The sequence below is a fragment of the Geomonas subterranea genome, from assembly GCF_019063845.1.
Lineage (GTDB): Bacteria > Desulfobacterota > Desulfuromonadia > Geobacterales > Geobacteraceae > Geomonas > Geomonas subterranea.
Genome location: NZ_CP077683.1, coordinates 40274 through 62073, shown reverse-complemented (window position 1 = coordinate 62073; position 21800 = coordinate 40274). Strand labels below are relative to the sequence as shown.

Annotated in this window: 20 protein-coding genes and 4 tRNA genes; 11 read left to right on the top strand and 13 right to left on the bottom strand. The window is 59.7% G+C overall.

Annotation, left to right across the window (positions count from 1 at the left end; translation table 11 throughout):
* The first annotated feature begins 37 nt into the window (after positions 1-37).
* Together KP001_RS00280 and KP001_RS00275 are read left to right on the top strand one after the other, a co-directional pair.
* The gene (locus tag KP001_RS00280; protein WP_217287614.1) at positions 38-550 is read left to right on the top strand and encodes a nucleotidyltransferase domain-containing protein; all 513 of its coding nucleotides are present in this window, start codon (positions 38-40) and stop codon (positions 548-550) included.
* Complete coding sequence (locus KP001_RS00275) at positions 547-942, top strand: HepT-like ribonuclease domain-containing protein (RefSeq protein ID WP_217287613.1); 396 nt, start codon at positions 547-549, stop codon at positions 940-942. The genes KP001_RS00280 and KP001_RS00275 overlap by 4 nt, the downstream gene beginning before the upstream one ends.
* Positions 943-1061: 119 nt before the next feature.
* Here KP001_RS00275 and KP001_RS00270 read toward each other — a convergent pair whose 3' ends face one another.
* Positions 1062-1337, bottom strand: a complete 276-nt coding sequence (locus tag KP001_RS00270) for a hybrid sensor histidine kinase/response regulator (RefSeq protein WP_217287612.1) — start codon at positions 1335-1337, stop codon at positions 1062-1064.
* A gap of 150 nt (positions 1338-1487) precedes the next feature.
* Here KP001_RS00270 and KP001_RS00265 point away from each other — a divergent pair, with 150 nt between their 5' ends.
* From KP001_RS00265 to KP001_RS00240, 6 genes are read left to right on the top strand one after another with little or no spacing between them, the layout of a single operon-like run.
* Positions 1488-1763: a hypothetical protein gene (locus tag KP001_RS00265; RefSeq protein WP_217287611.1), complete on the top strand. Its 276-nt coding sequence runs from the start codon at positions 1488-1490 to the stop codon at positions 1761-1763.
* The gene (gene kdpA, locus KP001_RS00260; protein WP_217287610.1) at positions 1760-3544 is read left to right on the top strand and encodes a potassium-transporting ATPase subunit KdpA; all 1785 of its coding nucleotides are present in this window, start codon (positions 1760-1762) and stop codon (positions 3542-3544) included. The genes KP001_RS00265 and kdpA overlap by 4 nt, the downstream gene beginning before the upstream one ends.
* A 1-nt stretch (position 3545) precedes the next feature.
* Positions 3546-5615, top strand: a complete 2070-nt coding sequence (gene kdpB / locus KP001_RS00255; protein ID WP_217287609.1) for a potassium-transporting ATPase subunit KdpB — start codon at positions 3546-3548, stop codon at positions 5613-5615.
* Positions 5616-5658: 43 nt separating this feature from the next.
* The gene (gene kdpC / locus KP001_RS00250) at positions 5659-6231 is read left to right on the top strand and encodes a potassium-transporting ATPase subunit KdpC (RefSeq protein ID WP_217287608.1); all 573 of its coding nucleotides are present in this window, start codon (positions 5659-5661) and stop codon (positions 6229-6231) included.
* 2 nt (positions 6232-6233) lie between these two features.
* Positions 6234-8915, top strand: a complete 2682-nt coding sequence (locus KP001_RS00245) for a DUF4118 domain-containing protein (RefSeq protein ID WP_217287607.1) — start codon at positions 6234-6236, stop codon at positions 8913-8915.
* Between the two features lies 1 nt (position 8916).
* Complete coding sequence (locus KP001_RS00240; protein ID WP_217287606.1) at positions 8917-9651, top strand: response regulator; 735 nt, start codon at positions 8917-8919, stop codon at positions 9649-9651.
* A 681-nt stretch (positions 9652-10332) separates the two neighbouring features.
* Here KP001_RS00240 and KP001_RS00235 read toward each other — a convergent pair.
* The 8 genes from KP001_RS00235 to KP001_RS00200 form a co-directional block, all read right to left on the bottom strand.
* Positions 10333-10417: transfer RNA gene (locus tag KP001_RS00235), tRNA-Leu, on the bottom strand.
* A 59-nt stretch (positions 10418-10476) separates the two neighbouring features.
* Positions 10477-10552, bottom strand: a tRNA-His gene (locus tag KP001_RS00230).
* Between the two features lie 12 nt (positions 10553-10564).
* A tRNA-Arg gene (locus KP001_RS00225) sits at positions 10565-10641 on the bottom strand.
* An 18-nt stretch (positions 10642-10659) separates the two neighbouring features.
* A tRNA-Pro gene (locus tag KP001_RS00220) sits at positions 10660-10737 on the bottom strand.
* 176 nt (positions 10738-10913) lie between these two features.
* Positions 10914-11525, bottom strand: coding sequence for an XTP/dITP diphosphatase (locus KP001_RS00215; protein ID WP_217287605.1), 612 nt, complete (start codon positions 11523-11525; stop codon positions 10914-10916).
* Complete coding sequence (gene rph / locus KP001_RS00210) at positions 11522-12241, bottom strand: ribonuclease PH (protein WP_217287604.1); 720 nt, start codon at positions 12239-12241, stop codon at positions 11522-11524. Before rph ends, KP001_RS00215 begins: the two co-directional genes overlap by 4 nt.
* Positions 12242-12489: 248 nt before the next feature.
* Entirely contained in the window at positions 12490-13833 is a 1344-nt protein-coding gene (locus KP001_RS22145; protein ID WP_217287603.1) for a beta-helix domain-containing protein, read from the bottom strand.
* Positions 13830-14900 (bottom strand): sensor domain-containing diguanylate cyclase, encoded by a 1071-nt coding sequence (locus KP001_RS00200; protein ID WP_217287602.1) that lies wholly within the window; start codon positions 14898-14900, stop codon positions 13830-13832. Before KP001_RS00200 ends, KP001_RS22145 begins: the two co-directional genes overlap by 4 nt.
* A gap of 237 nt (positions 14901-15137) precedes the next feature.
* On the opposite strand from KP001_RS00200, the gene KP001_RS00195 reads away from it, so the two are divergent.
* The 3 genes from KP001_RS00195 to KP001_RS00185 all read left to right on the top strand — a co-directional run bounded on the left by KP001_RS00195 (position 15138) and on the right by KP001_RS00185 (position 18406).
* Positions 15138-17375 (top strand): vitamin B12-dependent ribonucleotide reductase, encoded by a 2238-nt coding sequence (locus KP001_RS00195; protein WP_217287601.1) that lies wholly within the window; start codon positions 15138-15140, stop codon positions 17373-17375.
* Positions 17376-17663: 288 nt separating this feature from the next.
* Positions 17664-18083: a nucleotidyltransferase substrate binding protein gene (locus KP001_RS00190; protein ID WP_217287600.1), complete on the top strand. Its 420-nt coding sequence runs from the start codon at positions 17664-17666 to the stop codon at positions 18081-18083.
* Positions 18080-18406, top strand: coding sequence for a nucleotidyltransferase family protein (locus KP001_RS00185; RefSeq protein ID WP_217287599.1), 327 nt, complete (start codon positions 18080-18082; stop codon positions 18404-18406). The genes KP001_RS00190 and KP001_RS00185 overlap by 4 nt, the downstream gene beginning before the upstream one ends.
* Positions 18407-18457: 51 nt before the next feature.
* On the opposite strand, the gene KP001_RS00180 is transcribed toward KP001_RS00185, so the two are convergent.
* From KP001_RS00180 to KP001_RS00165, 4 genes are all read right to left on the bottom strand, one after another.
* Positions 18458-19231 (bottom strand): class I SAM-dependent methyltransferase, encoded by a 774-nt coding sequence (locus KP001_RS00180; protein WP_217287598.1) that lies wholly within the window; start codon positions 19229-19231, stop codon positions 18458-18460.
* 50 nt (positions 19232-19281) lie between these two features.
* Positions 19282-20064, bottom strand: a complete 783-nt coding sequence (locus tag KP001_RS00175; RefSeq protein ID WP_217287597.1) for an enoyl-CoA hydratase-related protein — start codon at positions 20062-20064, stop codon at positions 19282-19284.
* Positions 20065-20288: 224 nt separating this feature from the next.
* Entirely contained in the window at positions 20289-20900 is a 612-nt protein-coding gene (locus KP001_RS00170; protein WP_217287596.1) for a hypothetical protein, read from the bottom strand.
* A 126-nt stretch (positions 20901-21026) separates the two neighbouring features.
* On the bottom strand, positions 21027-21722 hold the full coding sequence (locus tag KP001_RS00165) for a DUF4177 domain-containing protein (protein WP_217287595.1): 696 nt from the start codon (positions 21720-21722) through the stop codon (positions 21027-21029).
* Between the last annotated feature and the right edge of the window lie 78 nt (positions 21723-21800).

Here is a 21800-nt window from a genome sequence, read left to right as displayed (position 1 = left end):
TGTATATTATGTACATAAAATAAGGAGGTGGAGCAAGGTGAAAACCGCACGTCTGAACATCGTCATAGACCCCGAAGAAAAGGAACTGGCCGAGCAGCTTGCTGCCGAATACAGCCGCCGGACCGGGGTGGAAACAACGCTGTCTTCTTTTGTCCGACACCTGATCAGGCAAGCCGCAGTTGATGCAAACGATGGAGGCGGATTGAAACAGCACGGGACGCCGCTCCGCCCCACTAGGCCCAAGCGCCCCCCCCGCCCCCGGCCGAGTGAGCAGGTAGCCATTTACCGGGAGCAAATCAAGGCCATCGCCCTGGCGCATCATGTCACCAACGTCAGGGTCTTCGGCTCGACCGCACGCGGTGAAGATACCAACAGAAGTGACCTCGATCTGCTGGTGTCACCGATCAAGGGGAAAACTGGGTTGATGGAGCTGGTGGAAATCGCAGCGAAGGTCAAGAAATTGATCAAAGTCCCGGTCGATGTTGTCCTGGACACGGAAATACCGGCGGAGCACAGAGACAGGATCAACAAGGAGGCAGTGGCCTTATGACCGATGACCGAAAACCGAGGACGCTCAGCGAATACCTGGACGACATGCAAAGGTCGGTCAATCGTCTGATCGAGATTTCAGGTGCAGGCGAGGCTGCGTTTATGGCCAACGAGGACAAGCAGGATGCCGCCATCAGGCATATTCAGATACTGGGTGAAGTTTCCGGCAAGCTGTTGAAACATTACCCGGCGTTTGTAGCTGAAAACAAAAGCATACCGTTCAGGCAGATCAGCGACATGAGGAATAGGCTGATTCATCATTACTTCGGGGTGAGTCTAGATGCCGTATGGAAGGTCCTGGAAACGGATATTCCATCCCTCAATGTCGAACTTGGCAGTCTCATTGTGACCAGCAAGAATTCAATCCAGAAAGGAAGGGGAGTTAAAATCTAGCCCCCCTCCAACCGTCGCCCCCTCCTCAGCTGGTGTCTGGTTAAACTCCAATGCCATCACGGTACATTTCACCAATGTTACTTGAGCGTCAGAATCTCCATCCCAAGCAGCCGTGCCTCTCAGTCTAACAACTCCCGAATCCTGCGCAGAAGTGCGGCCGGCTGAATCGGCTTAGGCATCAGGTGCAGCCCCTGGTTTTCCAGCCCGGCCTTATTGATAATATCGTTGGTATAGCCGCTCACAAAGAGGGCCTTGACGTCGCCTCTGAGCTTTCTGATCTCGTTGGAGATCGTCTGACCAACAGGTGAAGCCTCCGAACCTTTGCTAGAATACGAACAGGGGGCTCCCCATGTGGGGACCCGCAGGATAATGGGTGGCAGCGGCTTCGGTGACATGAATGGTGCCGGTCTCTCCTGCCGCATCAGGAGTGAGGCTGTTGCTTTCACGACTTTTTAATGCCTTTAGGGGGCATTTTAACGCCGTCTTTAGATCTTCATCGATATGCTGATACTCGAGGTGTAGAACGAAACCACCTGGAGAATCCCATGAAGATCTATCTTTACTGCCCCAAAACAGGTGTTTACCAAGGAGAGGATTTTGCCGATGCCGCTCTGGTTTTCGGGTCTTCCCCCGATTTTCCAACAGGGGCCACAACCATTGCTCCCCCAAGTTACGGCACTGGAGAAGTGCCAGTCTTCCTCGCGGCCGAAGAACGGTGGGTGTTGAGCAGCCAGGGAGCTTTGTTTTGGAAGGCACAACAGCCTGTATCATTGCCACCGACTAAAACAGCAGTGGAGATAACCACACGGAGAACACCATGAACATGTACGAATGGCTTCAGACCATCCTCTTTTTCGTACTCCTGCTGCTGGCGATAAAGCCGCTGGGGAGCTATCTGGCCAAGGTCTTCCAGGGACAGCGAACGTTCCTCTCGCCGGTCCTAGTCCCCTGCGAGAGCTTCCTCTACCGCATCTGCAGCGTGGACAAGGATGAGGAAATGCAGTGGCAGCGCTACGCGTGGGCGCTGATCCTTTTCAACTTCATCTGCGGGGTCTCCCTGCTCGCGATCCTGCTGCTCCAGGGGATCCTTCCTCTGAACCCGCAGAAGTTCCCGGCTTTTTCATGGCACCTCGCGCTCAACACGGCGGTCAGCTTCATGACCAACACCAACTGGCAGAACTACGGCGGCGAGTCTACCGCGAGCTACTTCACCCAGATGGCCGGCTTCGCGGTGCACAACTTCCTCTCCGCCGCTACCGGCATCGTGGTCGCCATCGCCACCATTCGCGGATTCGTCCGGCGCAGGGTCTCGGAGATCGGCAACTTCTACGTCGACCTCGCCAGGTGCACCCTCTACGTCCTGCTGCCTATCTCGCTGGCCTTCGCGGTATTCCTGGTGTCCCAAGGGGTGATCCAGAACTTCAGCGGCTATAAGACGGTGCCGCTGGTCCAGGCGACCAGCTATGAAAAGCCGAAGCTGGATGCGCAAGGGAACGCCCTGAAGGATGCCAAGGGGAACGCGGTGACCGAAACGGTCACGGTGAAAGAGGTGACCCTTCCCATGGGGCCGGTCGCTTCCCAGGAGGCGATCAAGGAGCTGGGCACCAACGGCGGCGGTTTCTTCAACGCGAACTCGGCGCACCCTTACGAGAATCCAACCCCGCTCTCCAACATCGCGGAGGTCTTCCTGATCCTTCTCATCGGCGGCAGCCTCACCTACACCTTCGGGGTGATGGCGGGGAACACCCGCCAGGGATGGGCGCTGCTGGCGGTGATGCTTGCAATCCTGGTTACCGCGACCGCCGTCCTCTACTGTGCGGAAACGAGCGGCAACCCCTTGGTAGCAAAGCTCGGCGTGCACGGCGTCAACATGGAGGGGAAAGAGACACGCTTTGGTCTCGCTGGCACCTCACTGTTCGCAACGGCGACCACCGGCACCTCCTGCGGTGCGGTCAACGCCATGCACGATTCCATGACGCCCCTGGGCGGGATGGTTCCGCTGTCCTTGATCCTCCTTTCGGAGGTGGTCTTCGGTGGCGTCGGGACCGGACTCTACACCATGATAGCCTTCGTGGTGATCGCGGTCTTCATCGCGGGGCTGATGATCGGGCGAACGCCGGAACTGCTGGGGAAAAAGATCGAGGTGCGCGAGATGTGGATGTCCATCATCACCGTGCTCACCTCCGGCATGCTGGTGCTTATCTTCTCGGGCCTTGCCCTGCTGCTGCCGTCGGCGGTCTCCTCGATGGCCAACCCGGGGGCGCACGGGCTCTCCGAGGTGCTGTACGCCTTCGCCTCCATGTCCAACAACAATGGCAGCGCCTTCGCAGGCCTAAACGGCAACACCGCCTTCTACAACCTCTCCGGAGCGGTTGCCATGTTCCTCGGGCGCTTCGCCCCCATCGTGGCGTCGCTGGCCATGGCCGGCTCTCTGGCGGGTAAGAAATACGTCCCGCCGAGCCTGGGCACCCTCCCTACGGACAAGGTCCCCTTCGCCCTCTGGCTCACGCTGGTGATACTCATCGTCGGTGCGCTCACCTTCTTCCCAGCGCTGTCGCTGGGACCGATCGTCGAACACCTGATCATGCTGGGAGGTAAGTAACATGTCCAAACACGCACCCGAACCGATATCCATGTTCGACCTTCGCATACTGAAGCCCGCCCTGCTGGAATCGATCAAGAAACTGGACCCTAGGGGGCTTTGGCGCAACCCGGTGATGTTCTGCGTCGAGATCGCCAGCGTCATCACCCTGGTCACCTTCGTCATGTCGCTCACCGGCGCTAACAAGGAGCCGGCGTGGTTCACCGGGCTCGTTTCCATCTGGCTCTGGCTTACCGTGATCTTCGCCACCTTCGCCGAGGCGCTGGCGGAGGGACGCGGCAAGGCGCGCGCTGCTTCCCTGAGGAAAAGCCGCACCGATGTAACGGCGAAGCGACTGAAAAAGCCTGAATTCGGCGCCCCCTTCGAGACGGTCCCGGCGCAATCGCTCAGAAAGGACGATTACATCTTGGTCGAGGCCCACGAGATGATCGCCGGGGACGGCGACGTCGTGGCCGGTGCGGCGCTGGTCAACGAGGCTGCGGTCACCGGCGAGTCCGCCCCGGTGGTGAGGGAGTCGGGCGGCGACCGGAGCGCAGTCACCGGCGGCACCGAGGTGATCGCCAACTCGATCATCGTCAGGATCACGGCCAACCCCGGCGAAACCTTTCTGGACCGCATGATCTCCCTCATCGAGGGTGCCAAGCGGAGGAAAACGCCCAACGAGATCGCCCTAGAGGTGCTGCTCATCGCGCTTACCCTGGTGTTCCTGCTGGTCTGCGCCAACATAAGCCCCCTTTCGCTCTACTCGGTGCGGGCGGCGGGACAGGGAACGCCGGTATCGCTCACCGTGCTGGTTGCCCTCTTCGTCTGCCTGGCGCCGACCACCATTGCCGCGCTGCTGCCGGCCATCGGCATCGCCGGCATGGACCGGCTCTTCCAGAAAAACGTGATCGCCCTCTCCGGCCGCGCCATCGAGGCGGCAGGCGACGTCAACGTGCTCCTGCTCGACAAGACCGGCACCATCACCTTGGGCAACCGCGAAGCGGTGGAGTTCGTCCCCGTGGGCGGGCACAGCGAAAAGGAACTGGCTGAGGCTGCGCTGATCGCATCGCTCACCGACGAGACCCCGGAGGGAAGGAGCATCGTCGTCCTGGCCAGGAAGAAGTACGATCTGAACATGGCGTCGCTCCCCGCCGACGCACAGACCATCGCCTTCAGCGCGGAAACGCGCCTGTCCGGAGTGGACACTTTCGGCAAGAAATACCGCAAGGGCGCCTCCGACTCCGCCATCGCCTTCGTCAAAGGCATGGGCGCCGCGTCGGTTCCCTCCAATCTCGCCGACGTGGTGGACCGGATCGCCCGGGCCGGGGCGACGCCGCTCGTGGTATGCAGCGACGCGGAGATCCTGGGCGTGATCAACCTCAAGGACATCATCAAGGGGGGGATCCAGGAGCGTTTCCAGCAGTTGCGCAGCATGGGCATCAAGACGGTGATGATCACCGGTGACAACCCGCTCACCGCGGCGGCCATAGCGGCCGAAGCGCAGGTGGACGACTTCCTGGCCCAGGCCAAACCCGAGGACAAGCTGCGTCTGATCAAGGAGAACCAGGAGCAGGGTTTCATGGTGGCCATGACCGGCGACGGGACCAACGACGCCCCGGCGCTCGCCCAGGCGGACGTCGCGGTCGCCATGAACACCGGCACCCAGCCGGCGCGCGAGGCGGCCAACATCATCGATCTCGACTCCAACCCGACCAAGCTCCTGGACATCGTCGAGGTGGGCAAGCAGATCCTGATGACCAGGGGGAATCTGACCACCTTCAGCATCTCCAACGACGTGGCCAAGTATTTCGCGATCATCCCGGCCATGATGTTGTCGATCTATCCGCAGTTGAACGTGCTGAACGTGATGCGCTTATCCAGCCCCTTCAGCGCCATACTGTCGGCGGTGATCTTCAACGCGATCATCATTCCGATCCTGGTGCCGCTGGCGCTCAAAGGAACCAAGTTTCGTCCCATGCCTGCCGAGAAGCTGTTGATCCACAACTTGCTCATCTACGGTCTGGGGGGAATGATAGCGCCGTTTATCGGCATCAAGGCCATCGATATGGCAGTGTCACTGTTTGCGTGAAGCGACCGACTCAGATAGAGTAAGACATACCGAGGATACCTCTATGAAAGAATTGCGACCGGCCTTACTGATGTTCATACTGTTCACCGTCATCTGTGGCGGGATCTACCCGGGCCTTGTCACCGGCATTGCCTATGCGCTCTTCCCAAGTCAAGCGCAGGGAAGCATCATAACGGACAAGAACCACCGCGAGATCGGCTCCAAACTTATCGGCCAGCCCTTCTCCGACGCCAGGTATTTCTGGCCCCGCCCCTCGGCCACGGCGGACTTCGGCTACAACCCGACGGCTTCGGGCGGTTCCAACTCCGGCCCCACCAATCCCGACTACCTGAAGACGGTTTCCGACCGGGTCAAGGCGCAGCACGATGCCGGTGCCGCGGGAAGCATCCCGTCCGGACTGGTGCAGGCATCGGGTAGCGGCCTCGACCCGGACCTCACGCCCGATGCGGCCATGGTGCAGGTGGCCCGGGTTGCCAGGGCGCGCGGCATGGCGTTGCAACAGGTGGAGAAGCTTCTTGCCGACCACACCAGTGACCGCCAGCTCGGTTTCCTGGGCGAGCCGCGGGTGAACGTGCTGGAGTTGAACCTGGCGCTGGATAAACAAGAGAGCAGGTAACCATGCGAGACGACGATACACGGCCGTCGCCGGAAACGCTCCTCAAGGTCGCCCAGGCTGAGGAAGAGGCGCAAAGCGGGCGAGGAAAATTGAAGATCTTCCTCGGGTACGCGCCGGGGGTGGGTAAGACCTATGCGATGCTGGAGGCGGCACACGTGCGCAAGCGCGAGGGGCGCGACGTAGTCGCGGCCTACGTGGAATCCCACGGCAGGAGCGAGACCGACCTGCTCCTGGAAGGGCTCGAGGTCGTAGCCAAGCTGCAGATCGAGTACCAGGGGGTGCACCTCCCCGAGATGGACATCGACGCGGTGCTGGTCCGCAAGCCCCAGATTGCGCTGGTGGACGAACTGGCCCACACCAACGCCCCCGGCTCGCGCCACGAAAAGCGCTGGCAGGATGTCGAGGAGCTCATCTGCGCCGGGATCGACGTCTATTCCACCGTCAACATCCAGCACTTCGAGAGCCTGAACGACGTGGTGGCCCAGATCACCGGGGTCATCGTGCGCGAGACGGTCCCGGACAAACTGCTCGACCTGGCCGTGGAAATCAGGCTGGTGGACATACCGCCGGAAGACCTTCTGGAACGGCTGCGCGAGGGAAAGGTCTACATCCCGGAAAAGGCGATGCTCGCCACCGAGAAGTTCTTTAAGCCGGGTAACCTGATGGCCCTGCGTGAGCTGTCCCTGCGGCGCGCTGCCTCCCGCGTCGACGACCAGATGCGCGCCTACATGGAGGCCCGCTCCATCACCGGCCCCTGGCCGGCGGCGGAAAAGCTGCTGGTATGCGTGAGCGGCAGTCCCTACAGCGAGAAGCTGATCCGTACCACGAGACGGCTCGCCGACGAGATGAAGGCGCGCTGGCACACCGTCTACATCGAGACTCCCGGTTTGAGCAAACATGCCCGCGAGAACCGGGAGCGGGTCTGGCGCGACCTGCGCCTGGCGGAGAGCCTCGGTGCGGACGTGGCGACGCTGACGGCAACCTCGGTGGCCCAGGCCCTGATTCAATTCGCCGTGCAAAACAACGTGACCAAGGTCGTGGTGGGAAAACCGACCAAGCCACGCTGGCGCGAGTTTTTGCGCCAGCCCCTGGTGGACGAGCTCATCAGGCTCTCCGGCCCCATCGACATCTACGTCGTCAGCATCGACGTCGCTGCTGAAAAGACCAAACCGGCGGCGGTCGCCCCCAAGAAATCGGTTCCGTGGGCAGGGTACCTGAAGGGGATGGTGCTGGTTGCGGCCATCACCCTGCTCTGCCAGGTGTTGCGGGGCTTGCTGGCCCCAACGAACCTGATGATGATCTACCTCCTTGGGCTCGTACTTGCCGCGACCAGGCTCGGGCGCCGTCCGGCGGTGCTCACAGCCTTTTTCAGCGTGCTCGCCTTCGATTTCTTCTTCGTGCCGCCGTACCTGACCTTCGCCGTTGCCGATACGGAATACGTGATCACGTTCATCGCGCTGTTCACCGTCGGAGTCGTCATCAGCACCCTGGTCTCTCAAGCACGCGAGAGGGCCGAGTCGATCAGGGAGCGTGAAGAACAGACGGCGAGCCTCTATTACTTGAGCCGCGATCTGGCTGTGGCCTCAGATCTGAGCGGTATCGTGTCCGCCACCATGAGAAACATCGAACAGAGCATCGGCGGCGAGGTGGCGGTGCTGATGCCGGAAGGAGAGCGCCTGGCCCTGCGGGCTGCGAGCGCCGGGCTGGTCCTGGAGACCAAAGAACATGCGGTGGCGGACTGGTCCTTCAGAAACAGCTCCCCGGCGGGGCGCGGCACCGACACGCTGATTTCCTCGCAACTTCTGTATCTGCCGCTGCAGACCTCGGGAAACGTGCTCGGCGTCCTGGGGATACGGCTCAAAGCAGAATCCGACTACGCCTCCCCCCTGACCAGACGCCTGTTACACGCCTTCGCCACCCAAATGTCCTTTGCCATAGAAAGGGTGCTTTTGGTCAAGCAAGCGGAGCAGGCCCAGATTCTTCAAGCACGCGAGAGTCTGGAACGTGCACTCTTGAACTCTATCTCCCACGACCTGCGCACCCCCCTGGTCACCATCAGCGGGGCGCTCGGGGCGCTCCGCGACCGGACCACGGTACTCGATGAGCCCTCCAGGCAGGACCTTCTCGATGCGGCCTGGGAAGAGGCGGCACGGTTGAACCGGTTTGTCGCCAACCTCCTCGACATGACCAGGCTGGAGGCGGGTGCGCTGAAGCTGAAGCGGATTCCATCGGACCTGCAGGACCTGGTGGGGTGCGCACTGGCCGCGCTTGAACCGCAGCTTGCCAAGACCAGGCTGGAGATCCGGGTGGAGCCCGACCTCCCCTTGGTGAGCATCGATATGGTCCTGATGACCCAGGTGCTGGTGAACCTGATCGACAACGCCCTGAAGTACGCGCCGCGTGACCGGATCGTAGAGTTGACGGCAGGCGCTACGGACGGCAGGGTGACCCTGGAGATCGCGGACCGAGGGCCCGGCGTTCCGCCAGAGGATCTGGCACGGATCTTCGACAAGTTCTACCGTGTCCCGGTTCCCGAGGGGGCGGGAGGCACCGGACTGGGGCTTTCCATCTGCAAGGGGATCGTGGAGGCACACGGTGGAGAGATTCGTGCAGACAACCGCAACGGCGGCGGTTTGAAAGTGACCATCGAGCTCCCGGTAGAAAAGACGAGAGAAGGAGAATAAGGTGCAAAGTGCTACCAGAACTGACGGTGCTGTAGCGGCACAGGGAAAAGGGAAAAACCTGCCGCGCGTGCTCGTAGTGGACGACGAGGTGTCGGTGCTGCGTTTTCTGCGCGCCGCACTGCCCGGGTCCGAGTTCACGCTCTTCGAAGCGGAGAACGGTCATGCGGCCCTTGCGGCCGCCGCTGCGGTCCGACCCGACATCATTCTGCAGGACCTGGGTCTGCCCGACCTGGACGGGGTGGAGGTGATCAAGAGGATCCGCGAGTGGTCCCAGGTCCCCATCATCGTCCTGTCGGTGCGTGACAGCGACGACGACAAGGTGGGCGCTCTCGACGCGGGGGCGGACGATTACCTCATCAAGCCCTTCAGCATCGCCGAGCTGCAGGCCCGCATCCGCGTTTCGCTGAGAAGGAGCCTGCAGCAGGCGCCCGAGCCGGTGTACCGCTGCGGCGAACTGGAGGTGGATCTGCCGCTGCGCCGGGTGCGGCTCTCCGGCAAGGAGGTGGTTCTTACTCCGACCGAGTACGAGCTTTTGCGCCTGCTGGTCACCCATGCCGGACGTGTCTTGACGCACAGCCAGCTCCTTAAGCAGATATGGGGCGTCGCCCATGTCGAGCAGCAAAACGTTCTGCGGGTCACGATCCGGAACCTGCGCCAGAAGATCGAACACGACCCGTCCAGGCCTTACTACATCACCACGGAAGTTGGGGTAGGGTACCGGCTTCGCAGCGAATAGCACTCAGCTTCGCCACCATTCTCAACGCCGTACCCCCAAGTCCCGATCTGACGGCCCCGCCGGCTGGCTGGGGGAATGCACGGAATTCTCCTGCTTTGCCCGTGTCGCGTGCTTACTCTCGGTAAGGTGGCTGTAGGATCGTGACGTCGGGTAGGCGAATTGTATGTGGTGATTGCAAACATTGGAGCAAACGGAGGAGCCACTAAGGCAATGAAGCCCCTTTTCACGTTCTCGCTGCTTTCGCCCGATTCGGTTTCGGAGCGGTTGTACCCCCCCCCTACGCTCCAGCTGCTTGAGGAATTGCTGGTCGAGCTTACCCGGGCCAGTTCTTTAAATTAAGCCTGCTTTACGGCTCGGAAACACCCCTTTTCAAACCGTTAGCGGACTTGACAATTTGCCTGGCGCCGGCGTCTAATCGCTATTTGTGTCGGAGTCCAGACCGAGAATGCTCTCGCGCAGGGCCTTGAAATTGTACGGCTTCTGAACGAATCCGGACATCCCCTTCCCGACAAACTTCCCCGTCACCTCCAATTCACCGAACCCGCTGCACGGCTACGCTACACCGTGAGATTGCACGAGAGGCTGGAACAACGGCAAAAAGGATGCACAAAAGGATGCAAATCGCTTAGGATGCAAACAAAAAGGGCTACCCGAAACCGGATAACCCTTTGATTTTATTACTGGTGCGAGAGAGGGGACTTGAACCCCTATACCTTGCGGTGCCAGATCCTAAGTCTGGTGCGTCTGCCAATTCCGCCACTCTCGCAAAATCGAACAGCTGAAACAACAAACCCCGCTTTTTAAACGGGGTCGCTTTTTATAGGTTGGGGTGGGTAGTGGGATTCGAACCCACGTATGAACGAGTCACAGTCGTTTGTGTTAACCGCTTCACCATACCCACCATATTCAATTGTGGTACGCCTGAGAGGGTTCGAACCTCTGACCTACGGCTTAGAAGGCCGTTGCTCTATCCAGCTGAGCTACAGGCGCAGAGAGAAACTGCTTGAGTGGTCGGGGTGAGAGGATTCGAACCTCCGGCCCCCTGCTCCCAAGGCAGGTGCGCTAGCCAGGCTGCGCTACACCCCGATTCAAGAAGCACGTTTATAGCACAGGGTTTCGGGCTGTGCAAGATCTTTTTTCTGTAAACATAAGGCAATGAACAGGGATAAAGGGGATAAAAGGGATAACGTCCCTGGAAGGTTTAACCATCCCCTTTATCCCCTTTATCCCCTTTATCCCCTTTATCCCTGTAAACCGGTTTTTCAGTTCTTCTTTGCGTCTTGGCGGCTTAGCGTGAGTGCCTCTTTGAGCATCTGCATGGCCCGCCCGCGGTGGCTGATGGAGTTCTTCACCTCCATGGGCAGTTCCGAGAAGGTCTCCCCGTACTCGGGCACCAGGAACAGCGGGTCGTACCCGAAGCCCCCCTCCCCACGCGGCGCCTCCAAAATCTCCCCCGCCAGCATCCCGTCGAAGGTCTGGCAGGTCCCGTCCGGGAGGCAGAGCGCGATGACGCAGTGAAACGCGCCCGTGCGCTCCTCGCGAGGCACGCCGGCCAGCTCCTTCAAAAGGAGCGCGTTGTTGTCGGCGTCGCTTGCGTGCTCTCCGGCGAAGCGGGCCGAGAAGACGCCGGGACGCCCCCCAAGGTAGTCGACGCAGAGTCCGGAATCGTCCGCGAGCACCGGCTTTCCGGTGAACCGCGCGGCCGAGAGCGCCTTCTTGATCGCGTTCTCCTCGAAGGTGTCACCGTCCTCCACCACGTCCGGCAGCTCCGGAAAATCCGCCGGAGAGAGAATCGTCTCCACCACCCCGCGCAACAGCTCGGCGAACTCCCTCAGCTTTCCCTTGTTGCCCGACGCCACCAGGAGCTCTTTCATGCCTGAAGCGCCTCCCGCTGCAGTTCGAAGAGCCGGGAAAGCCCGAGCATGGCGTGGTTGCGCATGGCGTCCATCTGCTCGATGGTGAACGGCTCGGCCTCGGCGGTCCCCTGCACCTCGACAAAGCGCATGGACGAGGTCATCACGAAGTTCATATCCACCTCGGCGCTGGAATCCTCCGGGTAGTCGAGGTCGAGAACGGGAACGCCGTCGACGATGCCGACGCTCACCGCGGCCACCGCCTCGCGCAATGGGCTCTGGGGCAGCTCACCGTTGTCCACCAGGGTCTGCAGGGCGTCGGCCAGCGCGACGTACGCGCCGGTGATGGAGGCGGTGCGGGTGCCGCCGTCGGCCTGGATCACGTCGCAGTCGATGAGGATGGAGCGCTCACCCAGCTTCTCCATGTCCACCACGGCGCGCAGCGATCTCCCGATCAGACGCTGGATCTCGTGGGTACGTCCCGAGAGTTTCCCCTTGGAGGATTCGCGCTGGTTCCTGGTGTGAGTTGCACGCGGCAGCATGCAGTACTCCGCCGTCACCCAACCGGTCCCCTTCCCTTTCAGGAACGAGGGAACCTTCGCCTCGACCGTCGCGTTGCAGATGACCTTGGTGTCGCCGAACTCGATGAGAACCGAGCCTTCTGCGTGTTTGAGGTAATTGCGGGTGATCTTCACATCTCTGAGCGCGTCGGCCGCGCGGCCGTTTGTGCGTGTCATTCTCTCTCCAAAAGCCGTTCAACGTTCGACGTTCAACGTTCGTTATACTGCTTCCACTCATGCTGCCATTTCCAGGCCGCTACATCTGTTCCTTATCGTTCACCATCAACTGCTGAAACTGCATGTTCACCTTGTAAAAAGGTTTTCTCAGATGTCCTCAGATTTTCTCCGTGGCCGACGGTTTTCCCGGCTGGTCCGATGTCCGGTTCAAACGCCGAACGTCGAATATCGAACTGCCGTCAGGTCCATTAATTGCGGCTAGGCGCCGTTTTCAGCTGCGGCACGATGTTGACCTTGCCGCGGCCGCCGTTGTCATAGATCCTGGGAACGCTCTCCCCCCAGAAGTTGCCGGGGGCGCGGAACTCCTCGGTTCCGGCATTGTAGATATCGTGCCCGCTGTTGCCGCTGATGATGTTGTTCCAGGCCACCCCGGCGCCGTCGAAGACCAGCATCCCCTGCATACCGTTGCCGGTGATCAGGTTGCCCTCCACCCGTACGCGCGATCCGGTCAGGGAGAGGCCGTAATCGCTGTTGCGCGCGAGCTTCATGCCGCTGACACTCCCCTCGCTCTCCAGGAGGGTCACACCCCGGCCGTTGTCCAGGGCCGCGCCGCCGGCCAGCTTGACCCGGCACATGTCGCAAGAGAGGGCGGAGCGGTTCATGGCGAGACTTCCGTCCTCGAGATAGATGGAACTTTTCAGCGCCGAGATCCCCACGCGGTTGCCGACCACGTTCAGTCCGCGCAGGGTCGCTTCGCTGTTGGCGAAGATGAGGCCGGAGTCGCAGTCCGAGGCGCCCCCCGCTTCCATCTGCACCAGCGCATCCTGGAAGCGCATGCCGACGGCGCAGCGCTCGGCCCGCACCCCTTTCAGCGTCAGGTTGGAGAAGAGCGCCTCGAGACCGGTCTGGGCCCCGTCGATGCGGCAGTTCTCCAGGACGTTCCTCTTTTCGCTCCCGAGGAGTGTGATCCCCAGCCAGTCCCCCGCAGCCGAAGTGGCGAAGCTGGAGGTGAAACGGATGGGATCCTCCTTGGTACCGGCAGCCTCGATCCGCCCCTGCACCACCAGGATGGGAGTGTGTCCCTCGCTCCTCTTGAAGCGCACCACCGTCCCCGGCTCCACCGTGAGCGTCGCCTGGGCCGCAACGGTCACCGTCCCCTCCACCAGCACCTCCCCGCGCCAGACCGTATCCTCCGCCAGCAGTTGGTCCCCGTATGACAGCTGCGGTTTGAACGCCGCCTCGACCCGCGAAGGCGCCGCAGCCGGAACCGCAGCCGCAGCCGCCGTCGCAGCCTGAGCCGGCGCCGGTGCGCTCTCTCCCCCCGAACCTTTGGTTGCCCCCGTCTCCCCCGCCGCAGCGATAAGGAACGAAGGCCCGTCAGCAGACCTGCCCACCGTAGCCTTGGCGAACGTGGGCCCGCCCACCGTAGCCTCAGCGAACCTGGGCCCGTCCACCGTAGCCTCGGCGAACGTGGGCCCGCCCACCGTAGCCTTGGCGAACCAGGGCCCGCCCACCGTAGCCTTGGCGAAGGTGGGAAGCAAAAAGGCCGCCAGAAGCGGCCCGCAGCAGATGAGTGCGAGGGATCTTTTCATGTCGCCGGTATCTGAAGGCTTTCCTGGTGGTAGACCTTGTTCTTGCCGCAGCGCTTGGCCAGGTAGAGCAGTGAATCCACGATATTGAACAGCTCGTCCATCTTGTCGGCGTTCTCGGGATAGCTCGCGACCCCGATGCTCACCGTCACGCCGCGATTGGTCCCTTCCACCAGCCTGTTGGCGGTGCCGCTTTGCACGGCGTCGCGCAGGCGCTCCGCCGCCAGGATCGCCTGCTCCAGCCGCGTCTCCGGCAACAGCACGATGAACTCCTCCCCGCCGTAGCGGAAGGCGACGTCGACGCCGCGGATGGTCTGCAGGATCACCTCACCCATCAGCTCCAAAAGACGGTCCCCGGTGGCGTGGCCGTAGGTGTCGTTGTAGGACTTGAAATCGTCCACGTCCATCATGATGATCGAGAACGGCTTGTGGTAGCGCTTGGCGCGCGCCATCTCCTGCCGGAAGTACTGCTTGAAGTAGCGGTGGTTGTGCAGGCCGGTCAGCGAATCGGTGATCGCCAAAAGGGTGGTCCGCTTGTGCAGCGTGGCGTTGTGAATCGCCATGGCGGCGAAGGAGGCCAGGATCGAGAGGAGATTCATCTTCTCACGGTCGAACTGCCTCGGGGCGAAGTCGTCGAGATAGAGGATTCCCACGATCCGCTCCTGGAAGATGAGCGGCACGCAGACCAGCGAGCGGATCCCCTCGTTGAGGGCGACCGGGTTGTTGAAGAACGGGGTCTGCTCGGTGTCCTCTATGTAGAAGATCTCCCCCGCCCTCAGCACCTGCTCGGTCAGCCCGCCGGGGGCAACCTCCCAGCGCTCCCTCTTGACGAAGTCCGCCGTGAGACCCGAGTGCGCATGCAGACTCAACTCGCGCTTCGCATCGTAGTAGAGCGCGACGCTGCCGGCCGGAGTTTCGGCGAATCTCATCGCGGAGGTGAGAATCGCCTGCAGCACCGTGTCCAGGTCGAGCGTGGAGACGACTGCTTTGGCGACCTCTATCAGGTCCGTGAGTGCCTTTACCTGGGACTCAAGGGATTCTTTCTGGCTGTTGCAATCACACTGGGTCATGGCGACTCCCGGCAGAAAAATTAACCACACATCAATATCACAGCGACGCCCCGCTTGTAAATGGCCCAGCGGCGTAAATAGCGGCAATTTCGTTTTTTATGAAGAGCCAAAATTTTAATCTATTAAGGCTTGACTTCGTCATACATGTTGTGGTTTATTTCTGCCCGCCCACAAAATATAGGGCCACACGCAAATGACATGGCTACATGTTGAATATTCCAAGGAGGACGAAAGGTTATGAAGAAAACAGTCGAAAAGGGTCACATCCCCGGCCTTACCAAGAACGCATTGACGGTGCTGGAGAAGCGCTATTTGAAGAGGGACCAGGCCGGGAAGCCCCTTGAGACTGCCGCCGACATGTTCCGCCGCGTGGCGACCGCGATCGCCCAGGCCGATGCCGTCTTCGACAAGAAGGCCGACATCCCGGCACTCTCCGACAAGTTCTACACCATGATGACCAACTTCGAGTTCCTCCCCAACTCCCCGACCCTGATGAACGCGGGGCGCGAGCTGGGGCAGCTCTCCGCCTGCTTCGTGCTTCCGGTGGGGGACAGCATGGAGGAAATCTTCGAATCCGTCAAGAACACCGCGCTGATCCACAAGTCCGGCGGCGGCACCGGCTTCTCCTTCTCGCGCCTGCGTCCGGCCAACGACGTGGTCATGTCGACCACCGGCATCTCCAGCGGCCCCCTCTCCTTCATGAGGGTGTTCGACATCGCCACGGAAACCATCAAGCAGGGGGGCACCCGCCGCGGCGCCAACATGGCGATCCTGCGTGTCGACCATCCGGACATCATGGACTTCATCATGTGCAAGAACGACCAGCGCCAGCTGAACAACTTCAACATCTCGGTCGGCATCACCGAGGAGTTCATGAAGGCGGTCGACGCGGACCGCGACTACACCATATTCAACCCGCGCGACAAGAAGCCGGCCGGCACGCTGAACGCGCGCAAGGTGTTCAACCGCATCGTGAAGCAGGCCTGGGAGAACGGCGAGCCGGGCATCATCTTCCTGGACCGTCTGAACAAGGACAACCCGACCCCGCACATCGGCGAGATCGAGTCCACCAACCCCTGCGGCGAGCAGCCGCTTCTGCCGTACGAGTCCTGCAACCTGGGCTCCATCAACCTCGGCAAGATGGTGCTGCACGGCAAGGTCGACTGGGACAAGCTGCGTGAAGTCGTGCGCACCGCCGTCCACTTCCTCGACAACGTCATCGAGGTGAACAACTATCCGCTGCAGCAGATCGACGAGATGACCCGCTCCAACAGGAAGATCGGTCTGGGCGTCATGGGGTGGGCGGACATGCTGATCATGCTCGGCATCCCGTACGGCTCGGAGGAATCGGTCGAACTGGGCGAGAAGGTGATGCAGTTCATCAACGAGGAAGGGAAGATCGCCTCGCGCGAACTGGCGAAAACCCGTGGCGCCTTCCCCAACTTCAAGGGCTCCATCTACGACAAGCCCGGCGCCGCGCCGATCAGGAACGCGACCGTCACCACCATCGCGCCGACCGGCACCATCTCCATCATCGCCAACGCCTCCTCCGGCGTCGAGCCCCTCTTCGCCGTCAGCTTCGTGCGCCAGGTGATGGACAAGAACATCCTGGTCGAAGTGAACCCGCTCTTCGAGAAGATCGCCAAGGAGCAGGGCTTCTACACCGATGAGCTGATGCAGAGGATCGCCGAGCACGGTACCGTCCATGACATAAGCACGATCCCCGAGGACGTGCGCGACGTGTTCGTCACCGCGCACGACATCACCCCGGAAGAGCACATCACCATGCAGGCCGCCTTCCAGCGTCACACCGACAACGCCGTCTCGAAGACCGTCAACTTCCCGCGCGAGGCCACCGTCGAGGACGTCGAGAAGGTGTACCGTCTGGCCTACGAGACCAACTGCAAGGGCGTCACCATCTACCGTGACGGTTCCCGTGACGAGCAGGTCCTCTCCGTCGGCAAGAAGGAGGAAGCGAAGGTCGCCGCTGCGCCGGTGCATGTCGAAGACAAGCGCAACGCCAAGCGCGAGCGTCCCAAAGCCCTCAAAGGGTGGACCTACCAGATGCAGACCGGCTGCGGTCCGCTCTACATCACCATCAACGAGGACAACACCGGCCTCTTCGAAGTCTTCACCACCATGGGCAAAGCCGGCGGCTGCGCCGCCTCCCAGTGCGAGGCCATCGGCCGCATGGTGTCGCTCGCCTGGAGAAGCGGCATCCAGGGCCGCCAGGTAGTGAAGCAGCTCCTCGGCATCTCCTGCCACGCGCCGAGCGGTTTCGGCGACAACAAGGTCCTTTCCTGCGCCGACGCGGTGGCAAAAGCCATCCAGTCGCACCTTTCGCTGACCGGCGTGGCCGAAGTCATCGAAGCCCCCGCCTTCGATCGTGGCGCCTGCCCCGAGTGTGGTGGCGTGGTGGAGCACGAAGGTGGCTGCGCCGTCTGCCGCGTCTGCGGCTACTCCGAGTGTGCGTAAGGTAAAAAGAATTAAGACGGTAAAATCAAGACGCAGCTGAGAAAAGGCCCGCCGATTAGTTCCGGCGGGCCTTTTTGCGCTGGGTACAAGTGTCTTTCTTTGCACCAGCGTAACCTCGGGCAGAGCCTCCCCGCTAATGCCACGTCAAAGGGCTGGAAAAACAACCAGAAAACTGCTATCGTCTCAGTTATTTCTAACCTTCTAAAGCAAAAGTGGTCAGGAATGGCGGCCGTTGACGCGGCGGCACGAACAGCAGCAATATTGTCAGGACAGGGTGGGGGTCCGCGCGTGATCGATTATGACAAATACAAGAAATCCCTGAAGCATCTTGAGCTGCAGTTTGAAAACTATAGCAGGTCAGGCGAGCGCGAAAACCTCCCCCAACTGGACAGAGAAGCTCTCGCCGAGTCGGTTGTGCACCGTTTTGAAACCTGCTATGACTGCCTGTGGAAGATTCTGAAGCGCTACCTGACGGAAGAACTGGGCATTCCCGATGTCCCTAACAGCCCCAAGCCGATTTTCCGTCTCGGCTTCGAAAACAAGCTTTTTCCCTCCGTCGAACGGTGGCTGGGATACGCCCAGGCCCGTGTCGACACCTCCCACGACTACAGCGGCGAAAAGGCGGAAGAGTGCCTGAGACTGATGGGCGATTTTATCGGAGATGCCGTTGGGCTTTACCAGACCATGACCGGTGAAACGTGGAAATGAAGAATTCGATCGATATCACCCCGGAACAGCGGAAATCCGTTATGTCTCTGCTGCAAGGCTACATACCGGACACCGAGGTATGGGCCTACGGCTCACGGGTCAAGTGGACTTCCCGTCCCGCGTCGGATCTTGATCTGGTTGTTTTCGCCGCACCGGGGCAACGCGAGCCTGTTTCCGCGCTGAAGGAGGCCTTTGAGGAGAGTTCGTTGCCATTCCGCGTCGACGTGATGATATGGGATGAGATACCGGAGAATTTCCGTAAAAACATTCTGGAACAGTATGTGGTGCTGACCGAAAAGCACGCTTCCGCACCCAAGGAGTAGACAACAGGCGGATGGTGTCGCTCTCCCCCTTTGATTTCCACTTCCCCTTTTTTACCTTTTCCTGCCCACATACACAGCAATCGGCACGGTGTAGACGATCTTTCCGGCTTCCTCGCGCGCATTGACGCCTAACCTGTCGACTCCCACATCGGCGCTCACCAACTCCCGAATCACCCGGTCATCACCCGGCTTGGGAAAGGACGCCCGTATCTGCGTCTCCAATTCGATGTCCACGCCGTAAGCACTCCTGCGACAGTCGACCAGGCCGGAGCGCTGGAACAGTGCTTCGAACTCTTCTTCGGTCAAGGCATGGGTGTGGGAAGGGTCGCGGATCAGTTCCAAATGGTCGTAGGCCGCCGATTTTGCCGGCGGCATGGCGACATCGGCCACCATTACGGCACCGCCGGGGCGGGAGACGCGGATCATTTCCGACAGCGCTTCCTGCGGCTTCAGAAGATGGTGAAAGCTGTAGCGGGTGATGATCAGGGAAAACGAGCGGTCCGGGTAAGCCAGCGGGACGGCCGTACCGATGTCCCAGGAGAGATTTTCCAGCCGCTGTTCGTCTTGACGCTGCCTTGCCTGCTCTATCATGGCGGGCGTAATGTCCACCCCTGTCACATGCTTTGCATATCTGGCGAACTCGCAGGCAACGAGCCCCGGGCCGCACGCCACGTCGAGGACTTCGTCGAGCTTGCCGACACCCGACATCTCCACCAGGAGCTGTAGCGCGTCGTAATGCCCCGGCACCTGCGTGAATGGTACGGCCTGCTGCGAGAATTGCTGTATGATCGCATCCCGGTGTGACTGCTCTCTGCCCTTGGCCATCAATCAGGTACCTCTTTCGTAAAAATCAGACCTGCCACCCAGCAACGGTCCTAGCGATCCTGGAAAACGGGCGCCCGTTTTTCCAGGAAAGCGCTCATCCCCTCCTTCTGGTCGGCGGTGGCGAAGCTGTAGCCGAAAAGTTCGGCCTCATAGGCGCAGGCGCGGGCGAGATCCATCTCCAGGCCGTTGACTACGGCCTCCTTGCAAAGCCTCGCGGCAACCTTCCCCTTGGAGGCGATCCTGGCCGCCAGTCCCTGCGCCTCGGCCAGCAGTTCTCCCTGGGGCACTACCCGGTTCACCAGACCGATGCGGAGAGCCTCCGCGGCATCGACCATATCCCCTGTGAGGATGATCTCCAGCGCCCTTCCCTTCCCGACCAGCCGGGGGAGCCGTTGCGAGCCGCCGAAACCGGGGAGGATTCCGATGTTGATCTCCGGCTGACCAAACCTGGCATTGTCTGAAGCGATGCGGATATCGCAGGCCATGGCAAGCTCGCAGCCGCCCCCCAGGGCATAGCCGTTGACCGCGGCGATGAAGGGCTTGGAGGAGCGCTCGATGGCACCGAAGATGCCATGGGCCTTGAGCGCCAGGTTGCGTGCCTGCGTCGAAGTCATGTCCCGCATGAGCGAGATGTCCGCGCCCGCCACGAACGCCTTTGTGCCCGCCCCGGTAATGACGGCGGCACGGATCTCATCGTCGTGCTCTATCCCCGCGACCACGCGCTGCAGTTCCTCCAGAGTTTCGGGCGTCATGGCATTCATCGCCGAAGGACGGTTCACCGTCACCGTCACGACGCCGTCCTTTACATCCCACAGCAGATTTTTAAATTCCATTATCCCTCCCTGAGAGAAGCAGCTCTCTGAGTCAGTTATCTTGAGTCAATGAGCATACCGGGAAATCCGCGCCTGACAACTGACGTGCCTTGCAGGATGAGGTTTCGCCGAAGACCGCCCCCCTGAGAGTGGACAGAGGAAAAGGGGACAGGCTACTTTTCAGTTGTCTGCTGCTGCCACAACTAACAAAAGTAGCCTGTCCCCTTTTCCCTTCAGTGTGCCCATCACTTTGTGTTGATAAGAAGCTTGATTTTGGAGACTTCATCAAGTCCGATTTTTTGGTCCCCATTGAGATCAACCCATGCATAGCCAAACAAAGTCCCTGCGTACTTTGGCAGAGAGACTTCTTTGCCGGTTTTCAGGAAATAAAAATTACCCACTGCATAGGAATTTTCAGATCCTGTACTCGTTTTCAGCCCGCTGTAACTGTCTATGGAGTTATTGGACGACAGGGGGTCGGTGTGATCTGCTACAAACAAGGTGTCGGAGTTGCTTTCTGACGCTCCAGCCAACACCGAGGAAAGCACATTCAACCTCGTCTTTTTACTTTGCCTGAATTCTCCGGCGTCCTTTTCTGCAAGGTATATCCGCAGGCTTTGGAATTTGGTCCTGATGGTGAAGCTGCGGTTCGTTAACCGGTAGGTCAGGTAGCCGTTTTCCAACGGGGCAACCACCATCCGCCCATTCTGATAAATGGAGAAACCAGCTTTATTGCCATCAGTAATGTACAACGCGGCGGTATTCGCGCCCTGGGTTGACGAAGGAGCGACGGGCGGTGTTGCACAGGCCGCAAGTAAAGCTGTTATTGCTGTAACTGTGTAGATTTTTGGGTGCATGTTTAGTCCCTGGTTGAGTAGCAGCAATTGTCCCCGGCGCAGGTTTATCTCGACTGGTTCCAGTCGTCACTATCCCCATATACCTCAATACCTTCAACGTCAGCGTCCTCCTACTCAGCTAATCAACTACGTCCCCTTAGGCCCAAATAACTTGCCTTTACGCTTAAATATTAACACTAAGCTCTGCGGTCTCACATTTGGTTGAATCCCTGTGACATAGTCTGTATTACCAAAATTAGGATAAGCAGTTTCGTATTCAAGATGTGAGCTAACTAGCTCCCACCCGTCACGACCGTATTTATTAATGTTTTCCTCAGATGGAACTATGGTTGTGACTTTAAAAGCGTCGGCGCCAGTTCGTTCCATACTGCCGTTCAATTTCACTACCTTATATTCCCAACTATTAGATCTAAGCACAACATAGCCTGCCAAAGTCAATACCATTATCATTATAATAGCAATAGATGACTTCACCAAAAGCTTTGATTGGTTAACTAATTCAAGATTGTAACTTTTATCCTCATTTATCTCAGATGGCTTGTTGCAATTAGAAGTATCTATAAATTCTGTACTTCTATTAGTAATGTTATTCTTTTTATACTTTGAGAATACAACTCCACATTTTTCACATATTTCTTGGTTTGTCTGGATATTGCTGCATTTTGGGCAGGTAGTTGTATTATTCATATTTTCGTTAACTTCTTTTTTTGATATTGCAAACTCTTTTGCGCACTTAGGGCACCGCGTTATCTTACCTTCCTCGGGTATCTTTGCAGCATCAACATTTCCCGAAAAATCACAAAATGGACATTTAACTACCATTTATTCCTCCAATTAGTACTCATCTTTAAACTGACCAACGCCATAAGGCTGACCGGTACCGACCGGTCTTGCCGCTGG